Source organism: Pseudomonas sp. ADPe (assembly GCF_014843515.1).
GTDB classification, from domain to species: domain Bacteria; phylum Pseudomonadota; class Gammaproteobacteria; order Pseudomonadales; family Pseudomonadaceae; genus Pseudomonas; species Pseudomonas citronellolis.
On record NZ_CP062122.1, the window covers coordinates 6,221,979 to 6,247,512 of the forward strand.

The window sequence follows — 25,534 nt, forward strand, 5'->3', positions numbered from 1 at the left end:
TGCAGCAAGGCTATATCGACGTACGCACTAAGCGCTTTCCGAGTGTTGAGCAAAAGACTTGTTGCGTCAATCGTGACGAGGCCGTGAACGGGATTTGACGGGGGTTTTTATTTTTTCTCATTCGCCGTTGAATTCTTATCGTTTGTTCCCCTGGCAATGCGTTTCTAGGATGCAGGTCGAGTCAATCAAACTCACCATCAGCCTGACCAGGAAGGAATAAAAACATGTCAGTCGTTGAAGAAGTTATCCGTATTCGCGAGCAGTCGTGCACCAATGAGCCCGGTAATGTTCTTCCGGGCCTTTCCCAGGCGGCCTATACCAGCGAAGAGTTCTATCGCACCGAACAGGACAAGGTATTCGCGAAGAGCTGGGTCTTCGTCGGTTTTGTCCACGAGTTCGTCGAGCCTGGCACCTGCGCGCCGATCGAGGTCGCCGGCCAGCCGCTGCTGATCGTCTCCAACGACGGGGGCGAGATCGGCGTCTTCCACAACATATGCCGCCATCGCGGGCTGAAGCTCGTAACCGATCGCTGCAATGTCCAGGGCTCGATCAGCTGCCCCTACCACGCCTGGTCCTATTCGCTGGACGGCGAGCTGGAAGCCGCCCCGCATTTCGGTGGTTTCCGCAAGCAGGACGTGCCCGGCTTCTCCCGCGCCGAGCATGGTCTCAAGCGCGTGCGCCACGTGGAGTGGAACGACTGGATCTTCGTCAACCTGTCCGGCGATGCCGAGGCGTTCGAAGACTACTCCCGCTCCTTCGCCGAGCAGATCAAGATCCTCGACGTGAAGCTGCTCAAGCCGATCGGCAAGATCGACCTCGGCGAGGTGAAGTGCAACTGGAAGTTCCTGATGGAGAACTTCATCGAGCCCTACCACGTGCCGATCGTGCATGACCAGACCGCGTCGGGCCAGCCGCTCAAGGACCACTACACCATCATCGACGGACGCTGCCTGGGCTCGGCCATCGACCTGGAAGCGGAGAAGGAAACCACCGCGAAATCCAGCGCCCTGGACATGAGCGCCCGCTACCTGACGCTGTTCCCCAACTTCGTGCTGGGCATCTACCTGCCGGACCAGGCGGGCGTGCACCTGAATATCCCGCTTTCCGCCGACCGTACCCGCCAGTTCCGTGTGCTCTACAGCGTGGGCGAGCAGCACTACACCGACGCCGACAAGGAGAACCTCTGCAACCTCTGGTACAGCGTGCACAAGGAAGACCACGGGATTGCCGAGTTGCTGCAGGAGGGGCGTCGTTCCCCGGTCATGAAGGACGGCGGCGTGATGTCGCCGCACTGGGAAGACAGCGCCAATCAGTTCCAGAACCTCGTTCTGCAAGCGATGAAGGACTGACCCATGCAGGTACGCCTGATGCACACGATGCTGCGGGTCATGGACCTGCAGCGTTCGCTGGACTTCTACGTTGGCCAGTTGGGGATGCGCCTGCTGCGCAGCACGGATTATCCCGACGGCCGTTTCACCAACACCTTCATCGGTTTCGAAGAGGAGGCGTGTGGAACGGTCCTGGAGCTGACGCATAACTGGGATCGAACCGAGCCATACGAACAGGGTACGGCCTGGGGGCATCTGGCATTCGGTGTGGGTTCGCTGCGTGATTTCGTGGAGCGCTTGCGCGCCGCCGGCGTGCCGGTGGTGCGCGAGCCCGGTCCGATGTCGGGCGGTACCCGGGAAATCGCTTTCGTACTCGACCCGGATGGCTATCGGGTCGAACTGCTGCAGTCTGTGGTGGAGGGCGTGTGATGTCCGTGCGCGAAGAGGATTGGGCTGTTGCCTGTCGTGTCGACGAGGTCGGCGACGAGCAGGCCAGGCGGGTTCAGATCGGCGATCAGGCGATCGCCGTCTTCAACCTCGGTGGTTGCTTCCATGCGCTGGCGGACCGTTGCCCCCATGGCGATGCGTCGCTGGCCGAGGGCTGGATCGAGAACGGCGAAGTGGAATGTCCCCTGCACCAGGCGCGGTTCGACATCGCAACCGGCAAGGTCCTCTGCGCGCCCGCCAAGTCCTGCGCCCGGCGCTATCCGGTCAAGGTCGAAAACGATGTGGTGTTGATCGGCCTGTTCGAAAACACCCTGCAAATCGCATAACAAGAAATCAGGAGTCTACGTATGCCCATCATCCAGAAAGGTGTCGTCAGTTGGTCGGGGGAGAATCCCGGTATCTATCTGAAGAGTGCTTCCGATCCCCAGGGCGATTGGCAGGTGCTGGCCCTCTATTTCCGTGTGGTCGCCTCCGCCCATGGGCGCGGTCGCGGCATCCTCCTGCTGGGGGACCCCGCCGCCGCGGCCGGGTATCCCGCCGCGAGGAACCTGTGCATCGGCGACAACCTGGAGCTGATGGATTACCTGCTGACCCGTTTCGTCCCGAAGTTCGGCGCCTTCCGCGGTCGCGAGGCGCTGCCCCATGTCACGCTGCTGCAGGCAACCGGTGGCAGCACCGACGACAGGGACCCGAGCCAATGGGTGGAAACCATTGCGGCCGGCGATGTGAGCCTGTCGCTGGCCTGGAAGGGGCTGCAGCGCCCCCTCGCCGCGGACGTGGGGCCGGGTATTTCCGCAACCGGCGAGCACCGGATGTACAGCCTGTTCCAGGGTGCGGAAAAGGGCGAGGTCCGGCTCAACGGTGAACGGCTCGACGGTGTGGTGGTGGAGCGCGACTTCCTCGACGGCAAGCTCAACTCTGCATTCCTCGCCTTTGCCGAGACCTGGGTGGAAGAGGGGAGCCAGTGATGAACCTTGCCCTGCGCCGTCACCTGGCGGATTCGCTGGCGGTCGATGCCATGCTTGGCTGTCGGCCGCGTTGGACCGCCATTGCCACAGCCAAGGATGTCGTGGCTCTGCAGGGGCGCTACCTGCTCCATGCCGGGCCACCGATCACCGATCGTAGCCTGATCTCGCCGCCGCAGAAGAACTCGATGCTGATGGCCATCCTGTTCGAGGGATGGGCCACCGACCGCCAGGGCGCCGAGGAATTGTTGATGTCCGCCGAGGTGGCCTTGCATGCCGCTCAGGACCACGCTTGCGCCGTGCCTTTGGCCGATGTGCTTTCCCCGAGCATGCAGTTGCTGGTGATCGAGGATGAAGACTGCCCGTCTCGCCAGGGCTTCAGCACTCTCAATGGCGGCGACGGGCCCGTCATGCGTGTCGGGCAATATGGCGAGGAAGTCCTGCAGCGTCTGCGCTGGATCAACCGGCATCTGGCGCCGCAGCTCCAGGCCGTCGTCGCGAGAAGCCCTATCGACCTGCTGCCGGTGGCCGATGCGGCCCTCGCGGCGGGCGATGATTGCCATGGCCGGACACAGCACGCCAGCCAGCTGATCGCCCAGGCGCTCCTGCTGCGTGCCGGCTCCGACGGCCTGGACGATGAGGCCAGGCGCTTTCTCGAACAGTCCGCGGCCTTCTTCCTGAACTTGTGGATGGCGGCGGTGAAGTGCTGCTTCCTCGCCGCGGAAGATGTTCCGGATAGCAGCGTGGTGACCGCCATCGGCGGCAACGGTAGGCAGTTCGGCATCCAGGTCTCCGCCATGCCTGGGCGTTGGTTCGTGACCGCCGCCGATGCGCCGCTGGTCCCGGGAGTGGACGAGCAGACCCGCCTGCGCGCCCTCGGTGCGATTGGCGATAGCGCCATCGTCGATGCTTTCGGTAGCGGGGCGATGGCCCGTGACCTCGCCCCGCTTACCGCGCAGCGCCTGGCGCAAACCTGTTCCGAGCATGGCCGGGCCTTCCCGGGCAAGCTGCTCGAGTGTCCCCACCCGCGGCTGCTCAAGTCGCAGGCGTACCGTACCGGGTTGGATGCCCGGCAGGTCTGTCGCCTGGAGCTGGGGCCGGTCATCAGCCTGGGCGTGCTGGACAAGCAGGGGCTGTGCGGCCGTCTCGACGGCGGTTTCTTCTTCAGTCCGCTGAAACCCTTCCAAGCCGCGCTCGAGGCTCTGGAGGCAGCTGATGCGTCCGCATGAACTGGGGCTGGTCGAGGCGGCGGAGGCCATCGCGACCAGGGCGTTGAGCGCGGTGGAGCTGGCGACGGATTGCCTGGCCATCGTTGCGGCGCGCGAGGCCCAGGTAGGTGCCTGGGTCCACATCGACGCGGAACAGGTTCTGCGCGAGGCCCGGCGGCTGGACAACGAACCCGTTCGTGGCCCATTGCACGGCGTCCCCGTTGCCATCAAGGACATCATCGATACCTGTGACATGCCGACCTGCAACGGCTCGCCGATCTACGCCGGGCGTCGCCCCGGTATGGATGCCGCATCCGTGGCGTTGCTCAAGCGCGCCGGTGCTTTGGTGATGGGTAAGACCGTCACCACTGAATTCGCCTATTTCAAGGCCGGCAAGACCCGCAACCCGCACAACCTGGAACACACGCCGGGAGGCTCTTCCAGCGGCTCGGCCGCCGCGGTGGCCAGCCATATGGTGCCGGCGGCGCTGGGCTCGCAGACGGCCGGTTCGCTGATCCGCCCGGCGTCGTACTGCGGGGTCGTGGGTTACAAGCCCACCTATGGCGATTTCCCCACCACCGGGGTGAAGGGGTTCTCTCACTCGCTGGATACGCTGGGTGTCCTTACGCGCTCTGTCGACGATGCGCGCTTGCTGCGCTCCGTGCTCACGGCCGATAGCGTTTTCCCTTTCAGCAGCAGCGAGCGCTGGATTCCCTCCATCGGCCTGTGCCGCACGCCGGACTGGCTGCAGGCCTCTCCCGAAACACGTCACGGACTCGAACAGTTGCTGCTGTCGCTAGGCGAGTGCGGGACCCGTGTCGGCGATGCCCGATTGCCGCCCAGTTTCACGGCATTCGCCGACCTGCAGCGCAAGGTGATGGCCTACGAAGCCGCCCGCAGCCTCGCTCCGGAGTACGACGGCTACCGGGAACAGCTCAGCGAGCCGCTGCTTGCCCTTATCGACTACGGCCAGGGGATCTCCACCGAGGAGTACGGCGAAGCGCGGTCCAGTGCCGAACAGGGCGTGATCGCGAGCGCCTCGATCTTCGAAGAGTGGGACGTGCTGTTGGCGCCGAGCGCGCCTGGCACCGCCCCGCTTGCCAGCGACGGCACGGGAGACCCGCTGTTCAGTCGCCTGTGGATGTTGCTGGGAGTACCGACTCTCTCGCTGCCGGCCCTGACCGGCCGGAACGGGCTGCCCATCGGTATCCAACTGGTGGGCGCGCGGTTTGGCGATGATCGCCTGCTGCGTGCGGCTCAATGGGTGGAAAGCGTGCTTTCCGACCGTCCCCGGTTTTCGCTTCTCTAGGAGTACGCCATGCATGCGGATTATCTGATCGTCGGCGCGGGCCAGGCTGGCCGTCGTGCTGCCGAGTCGCTTCGTTCCCTGGCCCCTGCGGCGCGCGTCTGCCTCGTTGGCGAGGAGACGGAGCTTCCCTACGACCGTCCCATCCTTTCCAAGGAGGCCCTGTTCAACGCCGAAGACGAGGCCAAGGCCTTCATCCAGGAAAGGGACTTCTACGAGAGCCAGCGGATCGAGCTGCGCCTCGGCAGCCGGGTGGCGAAGGTCGATCGTGCCGCCAGGCAGGTCGAGCTGGCCAATGGGGAAAGGATCACCTACGAGAAGTTGCTGCTGGCGACCGGATCACGCGCGCGCCCCTATCCCGGGCAGGTTGGGGAGGGCGTGGAACTGCTTTACCTGCGCACTCTGGAGCAGGCTCGCCGGTTGCGCGATCGGCTGGCGGCAGGTAAACGCCTGGCCATTCTCGGTGGTGGCTTCATCGGTCTGGAGGTGGCTGCCAGCGCCCGCAAGCTCGGCTGCGAGGTCACCGTTCTGGAGCCGGCGCCATCCCTGCTGCAGCGAGTGATGCCCAAGGTCATCGGCGATTACTTGTTGGCGCTGCATCGCCAGGCTGGTGTCGACGTGTGCCTGGATACGCTCCCGGGCAATATCACGCGAAGTGCCAATGGCCTGCTCATCGAATCCAGTCGTGGCACCTATGAAGCCGATGAGGTTCTGGTTGGGATCGGTGCACTGCCGAATGTCGAACTGGCGACGGAGATCGGCCTGCTGGTGGAAAACGGCATCGTGGTCGATGAGCGATGCAGGACCTGCGACCCGCACATCTTCGCCGCCGGCGACGTGACCTGTCACTTCAACCCGCTTCTGGGTCGCCATGTGCGGGTGGAGTCCTGGCAGGTGGCCGAGCACCAGCCCCAGGTGGCGGCTGCGAACATGCTCGGCAACGAGGAAAGTTACGCGCAACTGCCGTGGCTCTGGTCCGATCAGTATCGGTGCAACCTGCAGACTCTCGGATTCTTCAGCGGTACCGGGCAGGTGTTGCTGCGCGGCAAGGTGGAAGAGGGGGCGTTCAGCGTCATCGAACTGGACGCCGAGGGGCGTCTACTGGCAGTCGCGACTGTGAACCAGGGGCGTGACATGGCGGCTTTCAAACGTCTGGCCGCTTCCGGCAAATCCCTCGATGCGGTCGCGTTGGCCGACAGTGCCAGCAACCTGCGTAGTCTCTTGTAACTGTCTTGCCGGCCGCGCCGAGAAGCTCTTCGCAGGATCGAGGGAGACGCCTGGTTCCTGCTAGCGAACGAGCCCCGCAGCGGAATCTGTTCGCGAGCAAGCTCGCTCCTACGAGAAGCCGTGCCAGCCGGTATGCGCGATCCACCCTGCGAAAAGCACCTCGGCGCAGTCGGCAAGACAGTTTCAGGGAAGCACGGGCGTAGGAGCGGACTCCGTCCGCGATCGGATTCACCGGCCACGCCGGACGTCCTGGTGGTACGGCCAGCGGCGGATAACCGCGAACGGTTATGCGCCCTACGCCGAATTTCTCTGCGGCGGCATACAAACGTTCGGCATCGGTCGCCGGGTGCTCTGGCGCGCTACCCCTCAACGACTCCCTTCATACATTTGTCTAGCGCAACTGCCCGTCCCTTGGATTTTGTCGATGTTCAGCCCTGGCGGAGGTCCCTAACCTTCTGAAAAGGCAGCGTTGATTACCAATAATAAAAGGAGACGACCAGTGCCTATTCAGACAGAACACGACCCGCGCCTGAAGCGTGCGCTCAAGACGCGGCACATCAGCATGCTGGCCCTGGGCGGCGTCATCGGCGCCGGGCTTTTCGTGGGCTCCAGCGCGGTCATTGCCTCGACCGGGCCCGGCGCTTTCATCACCTATGCCATCACCGGGCTGATCGTCGCGCTGGTGATGCGCATGCTCGGCGAGATGGCCGCCGCGCATCCCGCCAAGGGTTCCTTCGTCGATTACGCGAGGCTGGCCTTCGGCCGTCCGGCCGGGTACATGACCGGCTGGCTGTACTGGTACTTCTGGGTGATCGTGGTGGGCTTCGAGGCCGTGGTCGGCGGCCAGATCATCAACGGCTGGTTCCCGGACATCCCGGTGTGGGCCATCGCCCTGGGGCTGATGGTGGGCATGACGCTGCTGAACCTGATGTCGGTGCACTCCTTCGGCGAGGCTGAGTACTGGTTCGCCGGCGTCAAGGTCGCGGCCATCGTCGTGTTCCTGGTCGTCGCCGGGGCCTATGCCTTCCGGCTGTGGCCGGGCTCCACCGCCAGCTTCGGCAACCTCACCGAGCATGGCGGGTTCCTGCCCCACGGCGTGACGTCGCTGTTCACCGGCGTGGTGGTGGTCATCTTCTCCATGACCGGCGTGGAAGTCGCCACCCTCGCCGCGGCGGAGTCCGAGGACCCCTCGCGCAACATCCGCAAGGCCGTCAATACCGTGATGCTGCGCATCCTGGTGTTCTTCGTCCTGGCGACCTTCTTCATCGTGGTCGCGCAGCCGTGGACCGAGATCAAGGCCGGCAAGTCGCCGTTCGTGGCCACCCTGGAGCACATCGGCATTCCCGGCGCCGGCCACATGCTGACCGCGGTGATCCTGGTGGCGGTGCTGTCGGTGCTCAATGCCGGGCTCTACACCTCGTCACGCCTGCTGTACGTGCTGGCCTCCAACGACGAGGCGCCGCGCTGGATCGCCGGGGTGAGCCGCAAGGGCGTGCCGGTGCGCGGCGTCATCGCCTCCACCCTGGTGGGCTATGGCTGCGTGGTCATCGCGGCGCTCTGGCCCGATACCGTGTTCCAGTTCCTGATCAACTCCTCCGGCACCGTCTTCCTGTTCGTCTACCTGATGATCTGCCTGTCGCAGCTCAAGCTGCGCCGCAGATGGGTGGAGGAGGGCAGCCTGAAGTTCGCGATGTGGGGCCACCCCTGGCTGCCGCTGCTGGTGACCGCGTCGATCGTGGCGGTGCTGGTGAGCATGGCCTTCGACCCCTCGATGCAGATCAGCCTGCTGCAGTGCCTGATCGCCATCGCCGCGATCGCCGCCTCCTACGCGCTGGTGCGGCTGTCCCGCTGCCGCCGGCAAGCCGGCGTGCTACCCGCACGCAGCGCTTCGTAGCCCCCACCCATGGCCGTCAATTGGAAGCCAACCCCATGACCGCAAAATTCGATCTGACCCAGTTACCCAACAAGCCGCTCTGGTTCGAACAAGGCCCGGTCCGCGCTGCGCTGGAGGGCACCACGGACGCCGACGTCGTCATCGTCGGCGCGGGGTACACCGGCCTGTGGACGGCCTACTACCTGCTCAAGAGCGACCCCTCCCTGCGTGTGGTGCTGCTGGAGAAGCGCGAAGTCGGTTTCGGCGCCTCCGGGCGCAACGGGGGCTGGGCCTCGGCGATCTTCCCGATCTCGCTGTCCCGGGTGGCCGAGATGTATTCCCACGATGCCGCGCTGAAGCTGCAGGCGGCCATGAACGACACGGTGGACGAGATCGGCCGGGTACTGGCGCTGGAAGGCGTCGACGCCGACTACGCCAAGCAGGGCTTCCTCTCCCTGGCCCGCAGCGCGCCGCAACTGGCCCGTGCGCGGGCGGCGGTGGAAGGCTCGGCGCGCTTCGGGCTGCCGGAGCAGTGGCAACTGCTCGATGGCGCCCAGGCCGGCGCCAGGGTCGGCGCCGAAGGCACGCTGGGCGGGCTCTATACCGAGCATTGCGCGCTGATCCACCCCGGCAAGCTGGTGCGTGGCCTGGCGCGGCTGGTGGAGACGATGGGCGCGACCATCCACGAGCATTCCGCCGTCACCGAGTTTGCCGAGGGCGTGGTGCGCACCGGGCGTGGTTCGGTGCGCACGAAGTTCACGGTGCGCGCCACCGAGGCGTTCACCTCGCAGCAACCCGGGCACTCGCGCTTCGTCATCCCGCTGTATTCGCTGGTGCTGGCGACGGAGCCGCTGCCCGCCGAGCTGAGGCGCAGGCTGGGGCTCGACCACCGCCTGGCCTTCAACGACATGCGCCACCTTCGCGTCTACGGGCAGGTCACGGCCGAGGGGCGGCTGGTTTTCGGCGGCCGCGGCGCGCCGTATCGCCTGGGCTCCCGGATCACCGAGGAGGCCGACCTGGTGGACGGTATCCACGCGAAGATCCACCAGACGCTGCTGGAATTCTTCCCGGACCTGGCCGATGCGCGCATCACCCACCGCTGGGGCGGCGCGCTGGGCGTGGCCCGCGACTGGTGCCCCACGGTGAGCATCGACCGGAAGAAACGCATCGCCTGGGCCGGCAACTACGTGGGCGATGGCGTCGCCACCAGCAACCTGGCGGGGCGCATCCTGCGCAACCTGATCCAGGGCCGCGACGAGGCGATCAACGCCTTGCCCCTGGTCAACCACCGCTCCCCGTCCTGGGAGCCCGAGCCGCTGCGCTGGCTGGGTGTCAACAGTGGGCTCGCCGCGGCCTCGCTGAGCGACATCGAAGAGCGCATCACCCATCGTCCATCCCGCACCGCGATGTTGCTCGAGAAGCTGACAGGTGCGCATTAACAGGAGTACGCCGTGAGCACTTTCACGATCATCAAGTCCGCCGCCATCCAGTCCCTGCCCCTGACCCCCGCCGGCCAGCGCGCCGGGGCGGACAAGGGCGACCCGCAGATCGCCATCCAGCAGCTGGCGCCCGAGGCGACCGGCAACCTCGGCGTCTGGGAGTGCCAGCCAGGCGGTTGGCCGGTGGTCGAACGCCCCGACACCGAGTTCACCTACATCATCTCCGGTAAGGCGCTGCTCACCGATAGCGGCAGCGGCGAGGTGGTGGAAGTGACTGGTGGCGATCTGATCATCCTGCCTCCGGGTTGGACCGGGCGCTGGGATGTGCTGGAGACCGTGCGCAAGGTGTACGCGATCTACTGATTCTGCAAGGTGGTGGCTGAGCGCTACCGCTGTTATCCCTTGATGTGAGAAAGACAATGACCCAAACCATCATGAATTGGATCTCCGGCGCCCAGGTACAGGCTACCAGCGGACAGCAACTGCCGGTCTACAACCCGGCCACCGGCGTCGTCACCGGCCAGGTGCAACTGGCCAGCCACGCCGACGTGGACGCGGCGGTGGCTGCCGCCAAGGCCGCCTTCCCGGCCTGGAGCAATCTCTCGCCGCTGCGCCGCTCGCGGGTGCTGAACCGCTTCCTGGCCCTGCTCAACGAGCACCGCGACGAACTGGCCCGGCTGATCACCGCCGAGCACGGCAAGGTGTTCACCGACGCCCAGGGCGAAGTCACCCGCGGCATCGAGATCGTCGAATTCGCCTGTGGCGCGCCGCAACTGCTGAAGACCGACTTCACCGACCAGGTCAGCAGCAACATCGACAACTGGACGCTGCGCCAGCCGCTGGGCGTGGTGGCGGGCATCACGCCGTTCAACTTCCCGGTGATGGTGCCGATGTGGATGTTCCCCGTGGCCCTGGCCACCGGCAATACCTTCGTGCTCAAGCCCAGCCCGATCGACCCCAGCCCAAGCCTGTTCATCGCCGAGCTGCTCAAGCGGGCCGGCCTGCCCGACGGCGTGTTCAACGTGGTGCAGGGCGACAAGACGGCGGTCGACGCGCTGCTCGAACATCCCGACGTGCAGGCCATCTCGTTCGTCGGCTCCACGCCCATCGCCAACCACATCTACGAGACCGGCGCGCGCCACGGCAAGCGCGTCCAGGCCCTGGGCGGGGCGAAGAACCACCTGGTGGTCATGCCCGATGCCGACATCGACCAGGTGGTGGATGCGCTGATCGGCGCCGCCTACGGTTCGGCCGGCGAGCGCTGCATGGCCATCAGTGTGGCGGTCTTCGTCGGCGACGAGACCGCCGAGAAGGTCATGCCGAAACTGATCGAACGTACCCGCGCGCTCAAGGTGCTCGAGGGCAGCAACCTGGCGGCCGAGATGGGGCCGATCGTCACCCGTGCGGCGCTCGAACGCATCACCGGCTACATCGAGCAGGGCGTCCGGGAAGGGGCGACGCTGCTGGTGGACGGCCGTGGCTTCGACGGCGAGGCGGCGGGCGAGGGCTGCGGCGATGGCTTCTGGCTGGGCGGAACGCTGTTCGATGACGTCACCCCCGACATGCGCATCTACCGGGAAGAAATCTTCGGCCCGGTGCTGGCGTGCCTGCGCGTCAAGGACTTCGCCGAGGCGGTGCAGCTCATCAATGACCACGAGTTCGGCAACGGCGTGAGCCTCTACACCCGCGACGGCCACATCGCCCGCGAGTTCGGCCGGCGCATCCAGGTGGGCATGGTCGGCATCAACGTGCCGATCCCGGTGCCGATGGCCTGGCACGGCTTCGGCGGCTGGAAGAAGAGTCTGTTCGGCGACATGCATGCCTATGGCGAGGAGGGTGTGCGCTTCTATACCAGGCAGAAGAGCATCATGCAGCGCTGGCCGCAGGCCATCGCCAAGGGGGCCGAGTTCGCGATGCCGACCAGCGACTGAGGCTGGCGGCGACTGGGCTCCGACGGCCCCGCACCCCAGGTGCGGGGCCGTTCGCATTCAAGGGGTGTGGTCGAACAGCTCGGTGTTCTTCGCGGCCTGGAGCGCGATCCAGAAGCGTGCGATGCCGTTGGTGGAGGTGGGCTTGAGGCCCGTCAGCTGTTCCACGAGCTTCAGCCGGTAGACCAGGGTCTGGCGGTGGATGCCCAGGTCGAAGGCGGTGGCTTTCCAGTTCCCGTCGTTTTCCAGGAAGGCCAGCAGCGTGGGCAGCAGCGCGGCGCCCTGGGTGCGGTCGTGCTCGATCAGCGGGCCCAGGTAGCGCCCCACCAGCGCCCGGGCTTCGGCGAGGGACTTCGGCGCCATGATCAGGCCGGTCTCCGCCTCGCCATAGCGCAGCACGCCAGCCTCCACTTCCTGCGCCTGGGCCAGGGCCAGGCGCGCCTGCCTGACGCTTTCGCGAAAGCCCGTCGCCGCTGCGATCGGCCCGCTCACGCCGATCACGGTGCCCTCGCCGAGATTGCTGCGCAGGGCATCGAATAGCTCGTTGTCGTCGCGGCTGATCGCCAGCAGCAGACCCTTGTCGTTCAGCAGCAGGGGGCTGGCCTGGTGCAGGGCGGGCGCCTGGTGCAGTTCGTCCGGCCCCCAGGGCCCGTTGCCGCCCGGCTTGATCGCAAGGCACACCAGGGTGCCGAGCAGGCCCCGTTGTTCCAGGAGGGGGCGGGCGAGGCTGAACTCCGTCTCGCCTTCCAGCAGGCTGCGCAGCAGCGCCGAGCCCTCTTCGCGCTGCTGGTCGCGGTGGATCATCAGGCGTTCCAGCTCGACGCCGAGCAGGCCCACCAGCGAACGTACCAGGAGGGGGTCGTCCAGCATTCTTTCGCCCTTGCGGGCCATGACCAGGTTGGCCCGCGCCCGCCCGGCGATGGGTATCCGTTCCAGCCGCTCCGGGGGCGGCCTGCGGGCCGAGCGGGTTTCGACGATGTCGACGCCGCTGACCGCGTCCTCGATCGCCAGGTACATGTCCAGCGTGGCGGCCAGGATCGAAAGGCGGCCGGCCATGTCGGGCTCCTTGCGCAGGGCTTCGGCGTAGGTCTGGAACAGCCGCTCGCTGGCATTGAAGCGCTCGCGCTGGGCCTGCAGCACGCTTTCGATCACATGGTGGGACAGCTTGACGAACTCGAGCTCGAAGCTGCCGCGGAGAACGGGGAACAACAGGCGATCGGCCGCCGCCAGCAGCTCGTCCGACAGCGCCGGGGCGTCGTCACGGGGCGCGACTACCAGTGCGCTGGCGTTGCTCTGCACCAGTTGCTCCAGCCAGGCGACCTGCTCCTGCGCGGCTTCGGGCAGGCCAACGCCGGTGGTCATGACCAGGTCGCCCGGGGAAACCCAGCGCCACGGGTCCGGCAGGTCGACGGCATGGGCCCAGGTGATCAGCCTGCCGGTGCCGGCGAGGCCGGCGACCGCCTGCAGTTTCAGCAGTTCGATCTCGATCAGGTCTTGCACGGTGAGCATTGGGGCCTCTTGTTTCGACGCGGGCGGGATGCCGTTCATTATCCGGAGTTATCCGGGGGCGCCTAGCTCTCTCTTGTCATTCTTGTGAGCGTGGAGTGATGGGGTTGAGGTTGGAGCGGAGGTTCGCAGAAGAGCACCCTCACCCCAGCCCTCTCCCGGAGGGAGAGGGGGCCGTTCGGAGTGGGGGGGAGTCCGGAGTCATCCTGGCACTCCTGTATCCGCAGTGGGCCGTGCCGCCGGGGCGTTCGGCGTGGTCGGTGGGCCCAATCGCGGACGGAGTCCGCTCCTACCGCATGAGCGAGCATGGCTTTTCGTAGGATGGTGTTGAGCGAAGCGATACCCATCACCGCAACCGCATGGGTTTCGCAAGCTCAACCCATCCTACGGGGCTTCCCTGGAGCCAAGGAGCGGACTCTGCCAACAGAGCAAACATCCCTACCTCGCCGACTGCGCGATGTAACCGATGAACAACCGGAACAGGTCCGAGTTGCTGGAGATTTCCAGGCGCTGGTAGATGTTGTGCTTGTGGACCTTCACGGTACCTTCGGAGATGCCCAGCAGGTGGGCGATGGAGGCGTTGCTGTGGCCTTGCAGGATGAGCTTGGCGATGTAGCGCTGGGCGTCGGTCAACTGGCCCTGGAGGATGTCGACGAAGGCGCTCTCCAGTTCGCTTTCGGGCGCTTCCGTGGTGGCTTCGGCGGGCTTCAGGGCGGTGCGCCAGTGCAGTTCCCAGGCCGCGGCTATCACTGGCGCCAGGGTTTCCAGGTGGCGGACTTCCTGCGGCGCGAAGGGGCCGTGGTCCTCGGCCTTCATCAGCGAGAAGACGATGGCCGTGCGCGGCTGCAGGTGGATGATGTAGCCGATCTCCTCGACCTGGGTGCCGTGGGTGGACGACACGCAGGGGTGTAGGTCGCGGGAGATGGCGAAGCCGGAGGAGAAGAAGCTGTCCGGCGCTAGGTCGCTCATGCGCCACAGGCCGGCCGGGTGGCGGTTCATGCTGGCCACGTAGAAGGGGTCGAGCAGGTAGCCGCCGCGGGAATAGGCCTCCAGGGTCTTCGCCGACACCTGGCCGTTGTAGCCGTCGTGCAGCAGCTGCGCGTTGCAGTCGAAGCGGAACAGGTAGCCGCAGCTCATGTCGAAGCCGACCTTGCCGTCCAGCAGCGAGCCGATGGCGTGCCCCAGCTTGTCGGTGCCGACGGCGGCCATCAGGTCCGCCAGCTTCTTCGCGTCTTGGCTGTTCATGGAGGGCTGCGTCGCCTGTCTTGAGCCGGTGTTGCCGCGCCGGCGCGGGGCCGGCGGGTGCCTGGGCCTGGCAGGGGCGCCGCGGGGCGCCCCTGCGCGGGTGCGTCAGGACAGTCCGGTCGAGGCGCGCAGTGCGTCCTGCGGTGCTTCCTGGCTGCCCAGCTGCTGCGCCTTGGGCACCGCCAGCCAGTAGGCCAGGAGCATGCCGATCAGGCCACCGCCGAGTTTTCCAATGATCAGCGGCAGGATCAAGCTCGGCTGGAAGTTGGCGGAGTAGGCCAGGTGGTCGCCGAAGGTGAAGGCCGCGCTCACCGCGAAGGCGATGACCAGCACCTTGTCCTTGGGCGGCATGTCCGACACCAGGCGGAACATGGCGAGGATGTTGGCCGACGCCGCGAGGATGCCCGCCGCGCCCACCGGCGACAGGCCCAGGTGCGAGGCCACGCGCTCGATGGGGCGGGAGAGGAAGCGCTTGATCAGGTAGACCATCGGGAAGGCGCCGCAGAGCATGATGCCCACGTAGCCGGAGATCTCCAGCGCGCGGAACTGGTCCTGCTTGTCGGCGATGATGGGGGCGAAGCCCCAGCTGCCGAAGTTGGCGGTGAAGAAGCCGGTGAAGTATTCGACGATGGACGCCACCAGGATCAGCGTGACCGCCGCGTACATGATGCTGCCCAGCTTGAGGAACAACCGCACCATCAGCCCCGGCACGTAGCGCAGCGCGGCGGCCAGGGCGATGCAGAAGAGAATCTGCGGCAGCAGGTTGCGCAGCAGCATCGGCAGGTCGAAGTGCAGTTGCAGGGTGGCGGCGCCGCTGGTGGCGATGTCCGGGCGCACGCCCAGGCCCAGCAGCTGCATGCCCATGGCGATGAACACGATGCTGATGGGGATGCTCAGCAGCCCGGCCATGATGCCCAGGGCCATGTACTTGTGGTCGGCCTTGGCGAGCATGGCCAGGCCCACGGGGATGACGAAGATGATGGTCGAGCCGGACTGGAAGCCGGTGATCAGCCCGAGTATCCAGCCTTCCGGGTCGTGGGCCAGGGCCTGCGCCAACTGGTAGCCGCCCAGGTCCGAGGCTATGAAGATCGCCCCGGCGATGCCCGGGTCGGCGCCCAGCGCGGTGAACAGCGGGCCCACGTAGTGGCTGATGAAACTGGAGATGAAGGGGATCGCCGCCATGATGCCGGCGACCGGGATGAAGATCGGGCCGATGCTGTGCAGGCCGGCGTTGAACTCCTTGCCCAGCTCCGACTCGGCGTCGAGGATGGAGGCGATGGCGCCGACCACGGCGCAGGCCATGATGAGGTAGATGACGTACGTGCCGATGTTTTCCATTAGCTGCCTCTGTCTCTTGTAGGTTTCTTGTCTATTGGCAGAGCTAAGTGTCTTGCGAGCCGGGCGTTGTTGTTGGTCTGGGCGCGCGGCTCGGGCCGGTCAGGCCGCGGTGTAGGCGTTGTCGACGAACAGGTGGGCGCCGTTGACGAAGCTGGCGTCGTCGCTGGCCAGGAACAGCGCCGCCGAGGCCACCTCGCGCGGGTCGCACAGGCGGCCCTGCATGGCGCGCAGCGCCTCGTCGGAAACCTCGGTGCCGAATTCGCGCAGCAGGTCCAGTTCGCGGCGGCCGTGGGCGGTGCCGATGAAGCCGGGGCAGATGGCGTTGCTGCGGATGTTGCGGTCGCGGAACTCCACCGAGATCGCCCGGGCGAACATGTGGCAGGCGCCCTTGGTGGTGCAGTACAGGACCTCCATGGGAGTGCCGACCACGCCGGAGATGGACGAGGTGCAGATGATGCTGCCGCCGCCGGCCTCGATCATCTTCGGCAGCACGGCGCGGGTGACCAGGAACATGCTCTTCACGTTGATGTTCATCAGCCGGTCCCAGTCGCTCTCGCGGGTTTCCAGGAAGGGCCCGACGTGGATGGTGCCGGCGTGGTTCATCAGCACCGTGATGGCGCCGAAGCGTTCCTCCACCTGGGCCACCGCGCGCTCGACCTGTTCGGCGACGGAGACGTCGGTGGGCACGAAGAGGGCCGTGCCGCCGGCGGCGTTGATCCGCTCGGCCACCGCCTTGCCGTCGCTGTGCGGAAGGTCGAGCAAGGCGACCTTGGCGCCTTCGCGGGCGAAGAGTTCGGAAGCGGCCAGGCCGCAGCCGCCCGCGCCGCCGGTGATGAGCGCCACTTTGCCGTTCAGTCGTCCCATGGGTATCTCCTGCTTGTTGTTGGTGTGGGATTGCCGTGGGGCTCCACGCTAGGGACGGGCCTTGTGGGTGTCCATATGCCGGCGGATATACGCTGGCCTATCTCTTTGTTTTTAAAGAAATAAAAGTCGTTTTTCCGATGGGCGGGAAGCGCTATGCGGGGAGGGCGGCGGCGCTGCGTTGCGGCCGTCGCTGTCGGGCCTGGTCAAGGAAGCGGCGCGCTGGAACAACTGCCCGGCAGCGCACGTGAACTAGCTTGGCTTCGCGCAATGCGGCCCTGGCTGGCGGCATTGGGCACGGACATGACAAGAACAACGAAGAAGGCCTCAGGATGACAACGACAAGAACGCAAATCCGCAATGGCGAGCTCGCGCAAGGCTTCAAGCCGCGGCACGTCACCATGCTTTCCATCGCCGGCGTGATCGGCGCGGGATTGTTCGTAGGCTCGGGGCACGCCATCGCGGCTGCCGGCCCCGCCGCCATAGTGGCTTATGTGCTCGCCGGCACCCTGGTGGTGCTGGTCATGCGCATGCTGGGGGAAATGGCCGTGGCCAGCCCCGACACCGGCTCCTTCTCCACCTATGCCGACCAGGCCATCGGCCGCTGGGCCGGCTTCACCATCGGCTGGCTGTACTGGTGGTTCTGGGTGCTGGTGATCCCCATCGAGGCGATCGCCGCCGGGGTGGTGCTGAACAACTGGTTCCCGCAGGTGGAGTCCTGGTTCTTCGCCCTGGCGATGACCGTGCTGCTGACCCTCACCAACCTGTTCAGCGTGTCCAAGTACGGCGAGTTCGAGTTCTGGTTCGCCATGCTCAAGGTGATCGCCATCGTGCTGTTCATCGCCCTGGGCGCCGTGGCCCTGGCCGGCGGCCTGCCGGGCCGCGAGGTGAGCGGCCTTTCGCAGCTGATGGCGAGCAACGGCGGCTTCATGCCCAATGGCTGGACGGCGATCATCGGCGCGCTGCTGACCACCATGTTCAGCTTCCTCGGCACCGAGGCGGTGACCATCGCCGCCGCCGAGTCGGGCAACCCGGCGAAGAACATCGCCAAGGCCACCCGCTCGGTGATCTGGCGCATCTGCGTGTTCTACCTGCTGTCGATCTTCGTGATCATTTCCGTGGTGCCCTGGAACGACCCGCTGCTGCCGGTGCAGGGTTCCTACCAGCGCGCGCTGGAGGTGATGCACATCCCCTACGCGAAGTTCCTGGTGGACATGGTGGTGCTGGTGGCGGTGGCCAGCTGCCTGAACTCGTCGATCTACATCTCCTCGCGGATGATCTTCTCCCTGGCCAAGCGCTCCGACGCACCGGCCTTCATCCGTCGCACCTCGGCAGCCGGCGTGCCGCGGGCGGCGGTGATCGCCAGCACCGTCATCGGCATGCTGACCACGGCGGTGAACTTCTTCGCCCCGGCCCAGGTGTTCGCCTTCCTGCTGGCCAGCTCCGGCTCCATCGCGCTGCTGGTATACCTGGTCATCGCCTTCTCGCAGCTGCGCATGCGCTCGATCCTGCAGCGGCGCAACGCCGAGATCGCCTTCAAGATGTGGCTGTTCCCCTGGCTGACCTGGGCGGTGATCGGCTTCATCGTGTTCGCCCTGGGCGTGATGTTCGTGATGCCGGAGCACCGCCTGGAGGTGACTTCCACCCTGGCGCTGGCAGTGGTCATCCTGCTGCTCGGCAACCTCACCGCGCGCCGGCACGCCACGGCGGCCGCGCGTTCCGGCACGGTGGAGCGGGGCGCCTGAGGCCCGCGTAGAAAGCGACGGGAGGCCAGGGCCGGCTTCCCGTCGTCGCGTCAGTGCACAGTGGATTGGGACAGCTTGCTGCGAGCCGAGAGGAGGGTGGCGAAGATGATCAGCGCCGCCCCCAGCAGCATGCGCAGCGAGGGTTGCTCGCCGAACAGCAGCCAGGCGCAGGCGATGGCGTAGACCGGCTCCAGCGAGATGATCATGCCCGCGCTGCGGGCTTCCAGCGCATCCAGGCTCTTGACGAACAGGTACTGCGCCAGGCCCGTGCAGAAGATGCCCAGCAGCGCCAGGTAGACCCAGTCCGCCGGCAGCAGCGCATGGTGGGCGAGGTGCGTCAGGGCGAAGGGCGAAACCAGCACGGCGACGGTCAGGTTCTGCCAGAAGGCCACTTGCATGGCGTCCATGCCGCGCGTGGCGCGCCGGTTGGCGATCGCCAGCAGGGCGAACGACAGGCCCGAGCCCAGGCCCCAGAGCAGGCCCAGGGTGCCCTGGTCCGCCAGGTCGAACGACGGCACCACCAGCACCAGCCCCGCCGTGGCCATCAGCAGCAGGCAGGCTTCGCCGAAGCCGATCCGCTCGCGGAACACCGCCAGGTCCAGCAGGGCGATGAAGGCCGGGAAGCTGGCGAAACCGAGGGTCGCGACCGCGACGCCGCCGACCTTGACCGCGATGAAGAAGCTTACCCAGTGCGAAGTCAGCAGCGCCCCGGTCAGCGCCAGCACGCCGATCTTGCGCCAGCTCAGGCCACGCAGCAGCGGGCGCCGCTGCAGCTGGGCGACGGCGCCCAGGGCGACGATGGCGAAGGCGGCGCGGCCGTAGGTGATGACGCTGGCGTCGGCCTGGATCAAGGCGCCGAGGATACCGGTCAGGCCGAACAGTACGGCGGCGACGTGGGCCACCAGCAGGGCGTTGCGGTGCGCCGAGGCGCAAGTTGTGTGGGGGAGGTCGGATGTAAGCATGGCAGTGATTCTTCAAAAATGGTGTGCGCGCCGCTGCGCCGTGCGCAACGGTTGGGTGTCTGGTCGAGAAGGTTGTGTGTGGTGAGCGGCACGGGCCGACACCGACGGCGATGCAGCATTGAGAAGCTCTTCCGTGAGCCGTGCTGTTCGTTCGCCGCCCTGGATGGGTGGCGCCCCCGGCGCCGGGCGGCGCTGGGGGCTGTACTGCGGGTCAGGTCAGGATTTTACCGCGGGTCTCACGAAGCATCGATCCAGATGGTCTTCAGCTCGGTGTACTGGTCGTGGGCCCAGATCGACTTGTCGCGCCCGCCGAAGCCGGACTCCTTGTAGCCGCCGAAGGGCGTCGAGGCGTCGCCTTCGCCGAAGCAGTTGACGGTGACGATGCCCGCGCGGATTTCCCGGGCCAGGCGCAGGGCGTTGCGCAGGCTGCCGGTGTAGGCCGAGGCGGCCAGGCCGTAGACGGTGTCGTTGGCCAGGTCGATGGCGCCGTCGATGTCGGTGAAGGGCGTGACCGACAGCACCGGGCCGAAGATCTCCTCGCGGAACAGCCGGCTCTGCGGTTCGACGTCGTCGACCACGGTGGGCTCGACGAAGATGTCGCCCTGGGTCTGGCCGCCATAGACGAAGTCCAGGCGCTCGCTGCGGGCCTGCTCGATGTACGAGCGCACCTTCTCGAAGTGGGCCTTGCTGACCAGGGCGCCGAGGCGGTTCTCCGGGTCCAGCGGGTCGCCCATCTTCCAGTCGCGCATGTGTACGCCGATGCGTTCGAGCAGGGCGTCCTTGATGTCGGCGTGGACGATCAGGCGCGAGGACGCCGAGCAGTTCTCGCCCATGTTCCAGAAGGCGCCGTTGACCACGTGCTGGGCGACCTGGTCGAGGTCTTCCACGTCGTTCATCACCACCGCCGGGTTCTTGCCGCCGCACTCCAGCACCACGCGCTTGAGGTTGGACTCGGCGGCGTACTTGAGGAACAGCCGGCCGGTCTCGGTGGAGCCGGTGAAGCTGACCATGGCCACGTCCGGGTGGCGGCCGATGGGCTCGCCGGCCTCGCGGCCGCCGCCGGGCACCACATTGAACACCCCGGCGGGGATGCCGGCCTGGTGCGCCAGCTCGGCGACGCGCAGGGCGGTGAGGGTGGTTTCCCGGGCCGGTTTGACCACGATGGAGCAGCCGGCGGCCAGCGACGGGCCGATCTTCCAGGCCAGCATCAGCAGCGGGAAGTTCCACGGCAGCACCAGGCCGACCACGCCGATGGGCTCGCGCACCACCATGGTCACGGCGCCGGAGCCGACCGGCGCGGTGCTGTCGTAGATCTTGTCGATCAGCTCGGCGTGCCAGCGCAGGGTGTGGATGGTCTCCGGCACGTCGATGTTCTGGCATTCGCGCACCGGCTTGCCGCTGTCCAGGCTCTCCATCACCGCCAGTTCGTGGGCGTGGTCTTCGAGCAGCTGGGCGAAGCGCTGCATGACCGCCTTGCGCTCGCCGGGGGAGCGCTTGCTCCAGCGGCCGTCCTCGAAGGCCAGGCGGGCGCTGGCCACGGCCAGGTTGACGTCCTCGGCGTCGCAGGCGGCGATGTCGGCCAGCCGCTCGCCGGTGGCCGGGTTGCTGCTGGCGAAGGTGCGGCCGGAGACGGCGTCACGGAAGCCGCCGTCGATAAAGGCCTGGGTGGGGAAGCGCAGTTCGGCGGCGATGGCGGCGTATTGCGCCTTGCTCAGCAATTCAGCCATTGTGGGTGCCCTCGGTGATCTGCGCGACTTCGCGCTTGAGTACGGCGACGATCTCTTTCAGTTCGGCCTTCTCGGCCTCGGTCAGGCCCTTGAGCGGGGCGCGCACGCCGCCGCTGCGCAGGCCGGCCAGCTCGCAGCCGTACTTGATCGACTGGACGAACTTGCCGCCTTCCAGGAAGTCCATCAGCGGCATCATCGCCGCCATGATGCGGCGGCCCTTGGCGAAGTCGTTCTCGACCACGCAGGCCTGGTACAGGGCGACGTGCTCGCCGGGGATGAAGTTGGAACCGGCGCAGACCCAGCTGCGCGCGCCCCAGGCGAAGAATTCCAGGGCCTGGTCGTCCCAGCCGCAGGACAGCGCGATGCGCGGGTGCTTGCAGGCCAGGCGGTGCAGCTGGCCGGTGGAGCCGGAGCTTTCCTTGATGGCGACGATGTTCTTGCAGCCGGCGACGGCGGCGAAGAATTCCTCGCCCATGTCCACGCCCATGCGTGCCGGATAGTTGTACAGCATGATCGGCAGGTCGGCGGCGGCATCGACGGCCAGCACGTGGTCGGCGATTTCCTGCTGGGTGGGCAGGGCGTAGGGCGGCGAGCCGACCAGCAGGGCGTCGGCCTTGATCTCTTTCGCCGCCTTGGCGTAGGCCACCGAGTCCTCGGTGCGGATGGCGCCGGTGCCGACGATCAGCGGCAGGCGGCCGTTGATCACGTCCCTGGCCTTGGCCGCCAGGTCGAAGCGCTCCTGGGCGGTGTGGGCGTAGTACTCGCCGGTGGAGCCGCCGATGATGATGCCGTGGACCTTCGAGGCGATCAGGTATTCCAGCACTTCGGCGAAGGCCGGATGGTCGATCTGGCCGTCGGCCGCCAGGGGGGTGATGGCGGGGGTGTAGATGCCTTCGAATTTCATGATGCGTTCTCCAGTGGGGTCGTGGTGGTCGGCCGCCGCGCCCAGCGGCGCGGCGGCCCTTGATCAGGTGAGCGAAGCCGCCTGCTGCAGGTTGAGCGAGCGGGTTTCCGGGGCCAGCGCCCAGGCGAACAGCAGGCCGACCAGGGTGACGATGGCCGCGGCGTACATGGTCTGGGCGATGCCCAGGCTGTCCAGGGACAGGGGGACGAGGTAGGTGCCGACCGCGGCGCCGACCCGCGACAGCGAGGTGCCCACGCCGACCGCGCAGGCGCGGATCTCGGTGGGGAACAGCTCGTTCGGGTAGACCAGTTGCAGCACCTGGGCGCCGCCGATGAACAGGGCGTAGGCGCCGAACAGCGCGAGGATCACGGCTTCGGAGGAAGCGTGGAAGGCGCCGAGGCCGAGCAGCGCAAGGCCGGACCAGAGGAAGCTGTAGATCAGCATGCTGCGCCGGCCGATGACGTTGATCAGGCGGGTGGCGATGATGCAGCCGACCACGAACAGCAGGGTGATGGCTTCCGAGCCGAAGGAGGCCCAGTCACCCTGGAGGTTCAGCGCCAGCAGCACCTTGGGCGCGAAGGCGTAGACGGCGAACACCGGGATCACCGAGCAGGTCCAGAACATGCTGACGAACAGCATGCGTTTGCCGTAGCCGGAGTGCAGCAGGTTCCACACCGAGAGCTTCTTCTGCCTGGGCTGCTCGGGCAGGTTCTGCAGCGAGAAGCGCGGCCCGTAGACGCTCTTGATGACCTGCTCGGCCTCGGCTGCACGGCCCTTGCCCAGCAGCCAGCGCGGCGATTCGGGGGTGCCCAGGCGAACCAGGAACAGGGCCGCGCCTATCACCGAGGCGCTGGCCAGCACCAGGCGCCAGGCGTCGTCGCCGCCGTGCCTGAGCAGGGCGTTGTCGACCATGTAGGCCAGCGCGGCGCCGGCGAACCAGAGGATGGTCAGGGTCGCCAGGCGCGGGCCGCGGTGCTTCTTCGGCAGGAACTCCACCAGCAGGGAGGTGGCGACGGGGTATTCGATGCCCACGCCGATGCCGATGAGCAGGCGCAGCAGGAACAGCGCCAGGGCCGACTCCACCCAGTACTGCGCCAGCGAACTGAGGATGAACAGCACCGGGCCGACGAAGAAGATGCGCTTGCGCCCGAAGTGGTCGGTCAGCCAGCCGCCGATGAAGCCGCCGAAGAAAATGCCGATCAGCGCCGCGGCGGCGATCATGCCCTGCCAGAGGGTACTCAGGCCCAGGGCGGCGGTCATCTGCACCATGGATACGCCGATGATGCTGAGCACGTAGCCGTCGACGAAGGAGCCGCCGCCGGAGCGGATCGTCAGCAACTGGTGAAAGCGGTTGATGGGAACGTCTTCGATGGATGGAGTCGTAATTGTCATTGTTTTCCTCGTTTCAGGTTTCCCGGAAGCCGCAGCGCGCGCCCGGCAGCCGAAGGCGCTTCGGCCGGCGGGTACGCATCGCTGCGGCTTCAGGTCTGCACGCCGGGAATCGTGTCGTGCGGCCAATCTCGGCCGGAGGTTCCCTGGCAAATGACCGGGGCGGGGCTCAGCTTTCCTTGCCGGCGCGGTATTGCCCCCATTTCAGGTTCAGGTTGACGCCCGCGGAGAGGAACGGCTGCGGCGGGTTGCCGTTGGGGCCCGGCGAGTTCAGCAGGAAGTCGATGAGCTCGCTGCGCTCGCCGGCCAGCCAGTCGGCCAGCAGCTTGCCGGTAACCGTGCCGCGGGTAACACCCAGTCCGTTGCAGCACAGCGCGCCAAAGACGTTGGCGGCCAGTTGCCCGAAGTAGCCCGAATGGTTGCGCGACAGGGCCAGCGCGCCGCCCCAGGTGTATTCGAAATCGACCTCGGGCAGCATCGGGAAGCGCGCGTCGAACGAGGCCTGGTGGCGGCTGACGAAGCGCTCCAGGTACTTGGCGTTGCTGCGCCCGTCCGGGTTGAAACTGAAACTGTTGCGGATCAGCAGGCGGTTGTCGGGCGTGCGGCGCACCGTGGTGCCGAACGGGTCCGCCGGGATGACGCCCCAGTAAGGCTTGCCGCCGAGGCGCGCCTGCTCCTCGGCGGTCAGCGGGCGGGTGATGCTGGCATAGGTGAAGATCGGCAGCATCTTGCCGCGCAGGAAGCCGAAGCTCATGCCGAAGGCGTTGTTGGTGAGCACCAGGCGGTCGGCGACGAAGCTGCCGCGCTCGTGCCGGAGCACGACCTTGTCGCCGTACTCCACCTCGGTGATAGGGGTGTTCTCGTAGAGGCTGACGTTCGCCGGCAGGCTGTCCGCCAGGCCCTTGACCAGCGCGGAGGGCTGGATGAGCACGGTGCCGGGGGTGAACAGCGCCTTGCGGTAGAAGTGCGTGCCAATGTGCCCGGGCAGCGCGTCGGCCTCGATCATCTCGTAGGCCTGGCCGAGCCGGTCCAGGCCGCGGCGATAGGCTTCCAGCACGGCGATGCCGCGGTCCTCGATGGCCGCCTGGTATTTGCCGCAGGCCTTCATCTGGCAATCGATGCCGTGCCGCTCCACCTGGCTGCGCAGCAGGTCCTGGCCCATCAGGTTGAGCTTGAGGCTGGTCCTGGCGATGTCGATGTCGCCGATGTAGTCGTCGGCGCCGATGTCGTGGGGCAGGTCGATGGCGAAGCCGGCATTGCGCCCGGAGGTGCCGAAGCCCACTTCCTGGGCCTCGACCAGGACGATTTCCTCATGGGGGAAATGCAGCGCCAGCTGGCGCGCCGCGGCCAGCCCGGTGAAGCCCGCTCCGACGATCACCCAAGGTGCCGAAGTCCGGCCGGTATGCGTGGGCCTGGGTTGTCTGGCCTTGCTCAGGTGGTACCAGCCACAGCTTTTGTCATCGGCAGGTAAATGGGTGATCTTCGTCATTTCAGGGGCCTGTTCTATTTATTTCAGCCAATAGCTAACCGTTGCGTGGAGTGACTCACTCACGCGAGAAAACCAGAACCGGGGGATTACCCGAGTTTCACTGTTGCGGCTCGGCCTCGATGCCGGCGTCTGTGCGACGCTTCGAAGTGCGCCTTGAAGATGTCCGCTGTGGCTTGCGGGTCGTGTCGTTGGGTGCTGTCGATCATCCGCTCGTGCGGGGCGCGGGCAGGACCTCCTGCCCGTCGCCGGCGATCCTTGCCGTTCGTGGAATGACTATAGGGAGCGCGCCGACGGGGTGTCTAATTACATTTTCTGGGATCAATTCATACGCATACAGCGGGTTTCGGGCGCCGAAGAGGCGCTGGCGAGGGCCCCGGGCGCCTCTGTCGGCCGGGCATTTCCCAGCTGGAAATCACTGGGTTTTCTTTGCGGGCACAGGTGTTTCCACTGCCGGGGCGAGGGTTCCGGCCAGCTATGACGCGAGAGCAGGCGGCGCGCGCCGAGGCCGCTTGCGGGCCGGCCATGACCGGGGTCGAGGGGTTACGCGTGCCTGCGGGCCGCGTGAGGGAGTGGTCGGAGGCAGAGCGCCTGTATAACATTTGCCTACAGACGGTATACAGAACAGCCCTCGCCGCGCCGCCCTGCCA

21 protein-coding genes are annotated in these 25,534 nt (G+C 66.6%); 12 read left to right on the forward strand and 9 right to left on the reverse strand.

Features of this window, described 5'->3' with window-relative positions:
- Positions 1-224 precede the first annotated feature (224 nt).
- The 11 genes from IG194_RS28185 (at position 225) to IG194_RS28235 (ending at position 11,724) form a co-directional block, all read left to right on the forward strand.
- Positions 225-1,349 (forward strand): aromatic ring-hydroxylating oxygenase subunit alpha, encoded by a 1,125-nt coding sequence (locus tag IG194_RS28185; protein WP_064987689.1) that lies wholly within the window; start codon positions 225-227, stop codon positions 1,347-1,349.
- A 3-nt stretch (positions 1,350-1,352) separates the two neighbouring features.
- Positions 1,353-1,757 carry a lactoylglutathione lyase gene (gene gloA, locus IG194_RS28190; protein ID WP_009620073.1) on the forward strand — a complete coding sequence of 135 codons (405 nt, stop codon included), beginning with the start codon at positions 1,353-1,355 and terminating at the stop codon, positions 1,755-1,757.
- Positions 1,757-2,101, forward strand: a complete 345-nt coding sequence (locus tag IG194_RS28195) for a non-heme iron oxygenase ferredoxin subunit (RefSeq protein WP_058489447.1) — start codon at positions 1,757-1,759, stop codon at positions 2,099-2,101. Before gloA ends, IG194_RS28195 begins: the two co-directional genes overlap by 1 nt.
- A gap of 21 nt (positions 2,102-2,122) precedes the next feature.
- Entirely contained in the window at positions 2,123-2,743 is a 621-nt protein-coding gene (locus tag IG194_RS28200) for a hypothetical protein (RefSeq protein WP_058489448.1), read from the forward strand.
- Positions 2,743-3,969: a DUF1116 domain-containing protein gene (locus IG194_RS28205; protein ID WP_058489449.1), complete on the forward strand. Its 1,227-nt coding sequence runs from the start codon at positions 2,743-2,745 to the stop codon at positions 3,967-3,969. The genes IG194_RS28200 and IG194_RS28205 overlap by 1 nt, the downstream gene beginning before the upstream one ends.
- Positions 3,956-5,257 carry an amidase gene (locus tag IG194_RS28210; RefSeq protein WP_058489450.1) on the forward strand — a complete coding sequence of 434 codons (1,302 nt, stop codon included), beginning with the start codon at positions 3,956-3,958 and terminating at the stop codon, positions 5,255-5,257. The genes IG194_RS28205 and IG194_RS28210 overlap by 14 nt, the downstream gene beginning before the upstream one ends.
- 9 nt (positions 5,258-5,266) lie before the next feature.
- The gene (locus IG194_RS28215) at positions 5,267-6,481 is read left to right on the forward strand and encodes an NAD(P)/FAD-dependent oxidoreductase (protein ID WP_058489451.1); all 1,215 of its coding nucleotides are present in this window, start codon (positions 5,267-5,269) and stop codon (positions 6,479-6,481) included.
- Positions 6,482-6,980: 499 nt separating this feature from the next.
- Positions 6,981-8,375, forward strand: coding sequence for an amino acid permease (locus IG194_RS28220; protein ID WP_058489452.1), 1,395 nt, complete (start codon positions 6,981-6,983; stop codon positions 8,373-8,375).
- 35 nt (positions 8,376-8,410) lie between these two features.
- Entirely contained in the window at positions 8,411-9,793 is a 1,383-nt protein-coding gene (locus IG194_RS28225; protein WP_058071869.1) for an NAD(P)/FAD-dependent oxidoreductase, read from the forward strand.
- Between the two features lie 12 nt (positions 9,794-9,805).
- Positions 9,806-10,156: a cupin domain-containing protein gene (locus IG194_RS28230; protein ID WP_058489453.1), complete on the forward strand. Its 351-nt coding sequence runs from the start codon at positions 9,806-9,808 to the stop codon at positions 10,154-10,156.
- 56 nt (positions 10,157-10,212) lie between these two features.
- On the forward strand, positions 10,213-11,724 hold the full coding sequence (locus tag IG194_RS28235; protein ID WP_058489454.1) for a CoA-acylating methylmalonate-semialdehyde dehydrogenase: 1,512 nt from the start codon (positions 10,213-10,215) through the stop codon (positions 11,722-11,724).
- Positions 11,725-11,781: 57 nt separating this feature from the next.
- Here the strand turns inward: IG194_RS28235 and IG194_RS28240 are convergent, their stop codons facing one another.
- From IG194_RS28240 to IG194_RS28255, 4 genes are all read right to left on the reverse strand, one after another.
- Positions 11,782-13,230, reverse strand: a complete 1,449-nt coding sequence (locus IG194_RS28240) for a PucR family transcriptional regulator (RefSeq protein ID WP_043273790.1) — start codon at positions 13,228-13,230, stop codon at positions 11,782-11,784.
- Between the two features lie 435 nt (positions 13,231-13,665).
- Complete coding sequence (locus IG194_RS28245; RefSeq protein WP_058489456.1) at positions 13,666-14,472, reverse strand: helix-turn-helix transcriptional regulator; 807 nt, start codon at positions 14,470-14,472, stop codon at positions 13,666-13,668.
- A gap of 105 nt (positions 14,473-14,577) precedes the next feature.
- Positions 14,578-15,810 carry an ethanolamine utilization protein EutH gene (gene eutH, locus IG194_RS28250; RefSeq protein ID WP_058489457.1) on the reverse strand — a complete coding sequence of 411 codons (1,233 nt, stop codon included), beginning with the start codon at positions 15,808-15,810 and terminating at the stop codon, positions 14,578-14,580.
- A gap of 99 nt (positions 15,811-15,909) precedes the next feature.
- Positions 15,910-16,674, reverse strand: a complete 765-nt coding sequence (locus IG194_RS28255) for an SDR family NAD(P)-dependent oxidoreductase (protein WP_043273794.1) — start codon at positions 16,672-16,674, stop codon at positions 15,910-15,912.
- 329 nt (positions 16,675-17,003) lie between these two features.
- Here IG194_RS28255 and gabP point away from each other — a divergent pair, with 329 nt between their 5' ends.
- Positions 17,004-18,416 (forward strand): GABA permease, encoded by a 1,413-nt coding sequence (gabP, locus tag IG194_RS28260; RefSeq protein ID WP_192353602.1) that lies wholly within the window; start codon positions 17,004-17,006, stop codon positions 18,414-18,416.
- Positions 18,417-18,466: 50 nt separating this feature from the next.
- Here the strand turns inward: gabP and IG194_RS28265 are convergent, their stop codons facing one another.
- The 5 genes from IG194_RS28265 to IG194_RS28285 form a co-directional block, all read right to left on the reverse strand.
- Entirely contained in the window at positions 18,467-19,378 is a 912-nt protein-coding gene (locus IG194_RS28265; RefSeq protein ID WP_058489459.1) for a DMT family transporter, read from the reverse strand.
- A gap of 236 nt (positions 19,379-19,614) precedes the next feature.
- Positions 19,615-21,105: an aldehyde dehydrogenase gene (locus tag IG194_RS28270; protein WP_058489460.1), complete on the reverse strand. Its 1,491-nt coding sequence runs from the start codon at positions 21,103-21,105 to the stop codon at positions 19,615-19,617.
- Positions 21,098-22,009 (reverse strand): dihydrodipicolinate synthase family protein, encoded by a 912-nt coding sequence (locus IG194_RS28275; protein ID WP_043273798.1) that lies wholly within the window; start codon positions 22,007-22,009, stop codon positions 21,098-21,100. The genes IG194_RS28270 and IG194_RS28275 overlap by 8 nt, the downstream gene beginning before the upstream one ends.
- A 63-nt stretch (positions 22,010-22,072) precedes the next feature.
- A complete protein-coding gene (locus IG194_RS28280; RefSeq protein WP_058489461.1) occupies positions 22,073-23,401 on the reverse strand; it encodes an MFS transporter in 1,329 nt (442 codons plus the stop codon).
- 166 nt (positions 23,402-23,567) lie between these two features.
- A complete protein-coding gene (locus tag IG194_RS28285; RefSeq protein ID WP_058489462.1) occupies positions 23,568-24,887 on the reverse strand; it encodes an NAD(P)/FAD-dependent oxidoreductase in 1,320 nt (439 codons plus the stop codon).
- Positions 24,888-25,534: the final 647 nt, after the last annotated feature.

Excerpts from the sequence above, each read along its gene's own strand:
- IG194_RS28255 (WP_043273794.1), bottom strand. The coding sequence starts at position 16,674 with ATGGGACGACTGAACGGCAAAGTGGCGCTCATCACCGGCGGCGCGGGC.
- IG194_RS28235 (WP_058489454.1), top strand. The coding sequence starts at position 10,213 with ATGACCCAAACCATCATGAATTGGATCTCCGGCGCCCAGGTACAGGCT.
- IG194_RS28285 (WP_058489462.1), bottom strand. The coding sequence starts at position 24,887 with ATGACGAAGATCACCCATTTACCTGCCGATGACAAAAGCTGTGGCTGG.
- IG194_RS28215 (WP_058489451.1), top strand. The coding sequence starts at position 5,267 with ATGCATGCGGATTATCTGATCGTCGGCGCGGGCCAGGCTGGCCGTCGT.
- IG194_RS28240 (WP_043273790.1), bottom strand. The coding sequence starts at position 13,230 with ATGCTCACCGTGCAAGACCTGATCGAGATCGAACTGCTGAAACTGCAG.
- IG194_RS28270 (WP_058489460.1), bottom strand. The coding sequence starts at position 21,105 with ATGGCTGAATTGCTGAGCAAGGCGCAATACGCCGCCATCGCCGCCGAA.
- IG194_RS28205 (WP_058489449.1), top strand. The coding sequence starts at position 2,743 with ATGAACCTTGCCCTGCGCCGTCACCTGGCGGATTCGCTGGCGGTCGAT.
- IG194_RS28225 (WP_058071869.1), top strand. The coding sequence starts at position 8,411 with ATGACCGCAAAATTCGATCTGACCCAGTTACCCAACAAGCCGCTCTGG.
- IG194_RS28275 (WP_043273798.1), bottom strand. The coding sequence starts at position 22,009 with ATGAAATTCGAAGGCATCTACACCCCCGCCATCACCCCCCTGGCGGCC.
- eutH (WP_058489457.1), bottom strand. The coding sequence starts at position 15,810 with ATGGAAAACATCGGCACGTACGTCATCTACCTCATCATGGCCTGCGCC.
- IG194_RS28185 (WP_064987689.1), top strand. The coding sequence starts at position 225 with ATGTCAGTCGTTGAAGAAGTTATCCGTATTCGCGAGCAGTCGTGCACC.
- gabP (WP_192353602.1), top strand. The coding sequence starts at position 17,004 with ATGACAACGACAAGAACGCAAATCCGCAATGGCGAGCTCGCGCAAGGC.
- IG194_RS28280 (WP_058489461.1), bottom strand. The coding sequence starts at position 23,401 with ATGACAATTACGACTCCATCCATCGAAGACGTTCCCATCAACCGCTTT.
- IG194_RS28210 (WP_058489450.1), top strand. The coding sequence starts at position 3,956 with ATGCGTCCGCATGAACTGGGGCTGGTCGAGGCGGCGGAGGCCATCGCG.
- gloA (WP_009620073.1), top strand. The coding sequence starts at position 1,353 with ATGCAGGTACGCCTGATGCACACGATGCTGCGGGTCATGGACCTGCAG.
- IG194_RS28245 (WP_058489456.1), bottom strand. The coding sequence starts at position 14,472 with ATGAACAGCCAAGACGCGAAGAAGCTGGCGGACCTGATGGCCGCCGTC.
- IG194_RS28195 (WP_058489447.1), top strand. The coding sequence starts at position 1,757 with ATGTCCGTGCGCGAAGAGGATTGGGCTGTTGCCTGTCGTGTCGACGAG.
- IG194_RS28265 (WP_058489459.1), bottom strand. The coding sequence starts at position 19,378 with ATGCTTACATCCGACCTCCCCCACACAACTTGCGCCTCGGCGCACCGC.
- IG194_RS28200 (WP_058489448.1), top strand. The coding sequence starts at position 2,123 with ATGCCCATCATCCAGAAAGGTGTCGTCAGTTGGTCGGGGGAGAATCCC.